General features: G+C 70.3%; 5 protein-coding genes. 2 read left to right on the top strand and 3 right to left on the bottom strand.

Going from position 1 to position 3,325, the window contains the following annotated elements:
• A partial coding sequence (locus R6V09_RS49220; RefSeq protein ID WP_317887947.1) for a polysaccharide deacetylase family protein occupies nucleotides 1-704 on the top strand: 704 nt, incomplete at its 5' end.
• Nucleotides 705-735: 31 nt separating this feature from the next.
• Here the strand turns inward: R6V09_RS49220 and R6V09_RS49225 are convergent.
• On the bottom strand, nucleotides 736-1,407 hold the full coding sequence (locus R6V09_RS49225) for a class F sortase (protein WP_317887948.1): 672 nt from the start codon (nucleotides 1,405-1,407) through the stop codon (nucleotides 736-738).
• A gap of 332 nt (nucleotides 1,408-1,739) precedes the next feature.
• On the opposite strand from R6V09_RS49225, the gene R6V09_RS49230 reads away from it, so the two are divergent.
• Complete coding sequence (locus tag R6V09_RS49230; RefSeq protein WP_317887949.1) at nucleotides 1,740-2,243, top strand: hypothetical protein; 504 nt, start codon at nucleotides 1,740-1,742, stop codon at nucleotides 2,241-2,243.
• A gap of 96 nt (nucleotides 2,244-2,339) precedes the next feature.
• On the opposite strand, the gene R6V09_RS49235 is transcribed toward R6V09_RS49230, so the two are convergent.
• Both R6V09_RS49235 and R6V09_RS49240 read right to left on the bottom strand, forming a co-directional pair.
• The gene (locus tag R6V09_RS49235) at nucleotides 2,340-2,888 is read right to left on the bottom strand and encodes a hypothetical protein (RefSeq protein WP_317887950.1); all 549 of its coding nucleotides are present in this window, start codon (nucleotides 2,886-2,888) and stop codon (nucleotides 2,340-2,342) included.
• A 235-nt stretch (nucleotides 2,889-3,123) separates the two neighbouring features.
• Nucleotides 3,124-3,325, bottom strand: a 202-nt coding sequence (locus tag R6V09_RS49240; protein WP_442810287.1) for a bestrophin-like domain, incomplete at its 5' end; no start/stop codon positions are given.

A 3,325-nucleotide genomic window follows, 5' to 3' on the forward strand; every position in this document is an offset into this window, starting at 1 on the left:
GGCCCCCACCGCGCCTCGCGCGCAAGCCCTCCTCCTACCGCCTCCAGCCCGTGGCCGGCTACGGCGCACCCCACGCCGCCCCCGCCCATGTCCCGGTACGGCACGAACCCTTCCTGCGCATGTCCGGACGCGGCAACACCATGGTGCTCACCTTCGACGACGGACCCGACCCCCGCTACACCCCGCACATCCTGGACACCCTCGCCGAGTACGACGTCCGCGCCACGTTCTTCGTGTGCGGCGAGATGGCCGACTGGAACCGCGACCTGCTGGCGCGGATGTCCGACGAGGGCCACGTCGTCGGCAACCACACCTGGTCCCACCCTCTGCTGACCAAGCTGACCCGCGGTCAGATCCGCTCCGAGATGGAACGCACCAGCGATGTCATCGAGGACGCCTACGGGGAACGCCCGAGGTGGTTCCGCGCGCCCTACGGCGCCTGGAACCGGGCCGCCTTCCAACTCGGCTCCGAGCTGGGCATGGAACCCCTCGCGTGGACCGTCGACACCCTCGACTGGGACACCCCCGGCGTCCGCCACATCGTCAACGCGGTCGAGGACGGCGCCGCCCCCGGCGTCGTGGTGCTCTCGCACGACGCCGGGGGCGACCGAACCCAGAGTGTGAAGGCGCTGCGCGAATACCTGCCGCACCTGCTCGACTCCGGCTATCACATGACGCTGCCGCGCCGCCGCACCACCACCTGACGGGCTTTCGCCCGCCCGGCCGGGGAAACGCTCAGCGGACCTCGACCAGGCGGGCGAAGACGACGACGTTCCCGTCGTAGCCGTTCTGTTTGGAGAAACCGCCCCCGCACGTGATGACGCGCAGTTCCGGAGTTCCCTTGGAGGCGTAGACGCGGTCGCCGGGGAAGTTGCTCTTCTCGAAGACCTCGATGCCGTAGATCTCGAATACGGCCGTCTTTCCGTCCTTGCGCTCGACCTCGATGCGATTTCCCTTCTTGAGGGCCCCGAGTCCGTAGAACACGGCGGGGCCCATTTTGTTGTCGACATGGCCGACGACGACCGCAGTGCCCTTCTCGCCGGGGGAGACGGCCCCGGTGAACCAGCCCGCCAGGTTCGGGTCCTCCGGCGGCGGAGCGCCGACCCAGCCGTCCGCGTCCAGGCCCACCGGCATGACCGGGGCGTCGACCCGGATCGCTGGAATCCTGACCCGGTCGGCGACGGAGTACGGGAGCGGGGCCGGGGCCTTGCCGAAGGTGCCGATGCCGGTCCGGCTGTCGGCGGCAGCCGCCGACGCCGGCTGCGGCGGCCCCACATCGAACTCTCCCGAACCATTCCGAATGAGCGCGAGACCGGTCAGCAGAACAAGCGCTATCACTCCCCACGGGGCGCGCTTCTTCTGCCGCTCCTCCTCTTCGGCAAGCTCGGACAGCTCGGACGCAGACATTCGCCATCCCCTCTCGACGCGGCCGTCGCCACGTCAATCGCGCATACGAGAACGCTAAGTCCCGAATGCGGAACCGGCGACGGGGCAGGCGCGAACGGGTGGCCCGGACATCCTTATGTGCGCCATATGAGGAGGGGTCAGCAGGAATTTTCTGACGGTCCGTGACCTGCGGCAATATCCGATTGTCCGGTTCTCCCTCGGCGTGTCCTCTCACCAGGACGGACCATTCCCGAAATGCGGGCGCGTGCAAGGCATCTGAGGGTGCGTCTGGGAGGCGTTTTCTCGCCGATCGACCGGGGACGGGTCCCGGGGCGCCTTCCGCGGAGGATGACATGCGTACAACTCGTGCCCTGGCTGCCGCCGGTGCCGCGGTTGCCGTCCTGGGGCTCGCCGCCCCGGCGGCCCTCGCGGACGGCATGGGGGAGAGCCCCAGCAACATCGTCGCCCTGCCCAGCGTGATCGCCCGCGGCGGCCAGCTGACCGTCACGGTCGACGGCTGCTTCACCGGCGCCACCGCCAACTCGCCGGGCTTCGAACGCCCCGCGAACCTGTCCTCACTCGTCGGCGGTGCCGGCCAGACCGCCACCGGAACGGCGCGGATCAGCAGAAACGCCGGTCCCGGCCCGTACAGCATCACCGTGCGCTGCCGGAACGGTTCCGTGCTGACCCGGGACTCCGCCTACACCGTCATCGGCGGTGTCCGCGGCGGTCTCGGCGGCAGCAGCGCCAGCGGGGCGACCCCGACCGACATGGCGATCGGCGGCGGCCTGGTCGCCGCGGCCGTCGTGGGCGGCGGGGTGTTCTGGATGCGCCGCCGCAGCGAGCGCGCCATCTGACCTTCTCCCCCTTCGGAGGTCGTGGCGCACGGAACAGGCCTTCGCCCCGGACCCTTTCGGGTTCCGGGGCGAAGGCCTGTGCGGGTGGTGGAGCGGTCAGGCGCCGTCCTCTCCGGTACGGCGACGCGAGAAGTGGTACGCCGCCCCCACCGAACCCGCGATGAGAGCCGCGCCGATGCCGAGCTCCTTGAGGTCGAAACCGGCGATGCTGCCGCCCTCACCGGCCCGAACCCCTCGGGGCATCTGCTGCGCCGGCTGGAGCGGCTGGATGTTGTTGTTCGTGCGGCCGGAGGCGATGGTCAGACCCGTGGAGCCGCTCTCGCCGTTGCACGTGAACGTCACCTGGTACACCGCGCCCGGCCTGGCGTCCCAGTCGACCATCGCCGTCGCCGAGGACTGGCCCGGCGAGATCCGGACGGTGTCGAAGACCCCGGAGGAGACCGTGGCGGAGCCCTTGCAGCCGCCGCTGTCACGGTCGAGCTGCAGGGTCACCTGGCCGCCCGCCGCGATCGTCGAGGGCAGGACGCTGAAGCCGAACGGCGTGATGTTGTGGTTGCCGTCGCCCTTCGCGACGGCGGCCGGCGCCGAGAGGGCGAGGGCGCTGATGCCCAGCAGTGCGGCCGAGGCGACGCGTATCGCGCGCATGGTGGTTCCTCCGGGTCCCCGAGGAGCAGCCGCGGACCTTTTCCGCTGGCGCCGTAAATGCACCTCGATGTCCGAAACGCTAGGAACATGTGTGCGCTCCCGCGATCCCAGTCGCGCGAATGGGGCAACCGTGTGGGCCGCACAGGGGACGCCGTTCCTGCGACCGGGGGACGGCCGCGGCGTGGCGGACGTCCCCCGGCGGGTGGCCGCGGTGGCCGGCTCCGGTGAGGGGCCGTCAGTCCTTGATGTGCGGGAAGAGATTCAGGAACGGCTGCGCCGACGCCGTGATGCCACGGCTGTAGGGCGCGTCGAAGTCCCAGATCAGGAACAGCAGGAAGGCGATCAGCGCCGAGAACAACCCTGCGAGGACCAGCTCCCGTGTCGTACGCCGGATCTGCAGCGCGAAGACCATGCCGATGGTGATCACCCCACCGGCC

The organism is Streptomyces sp. W16, from assembly GCF_033194735.1.
Lineage (GTDB): Bacteria > Actinomycetota > Actinomycetes > Streptomycetales > Streptomycetaceae > Streptomyces.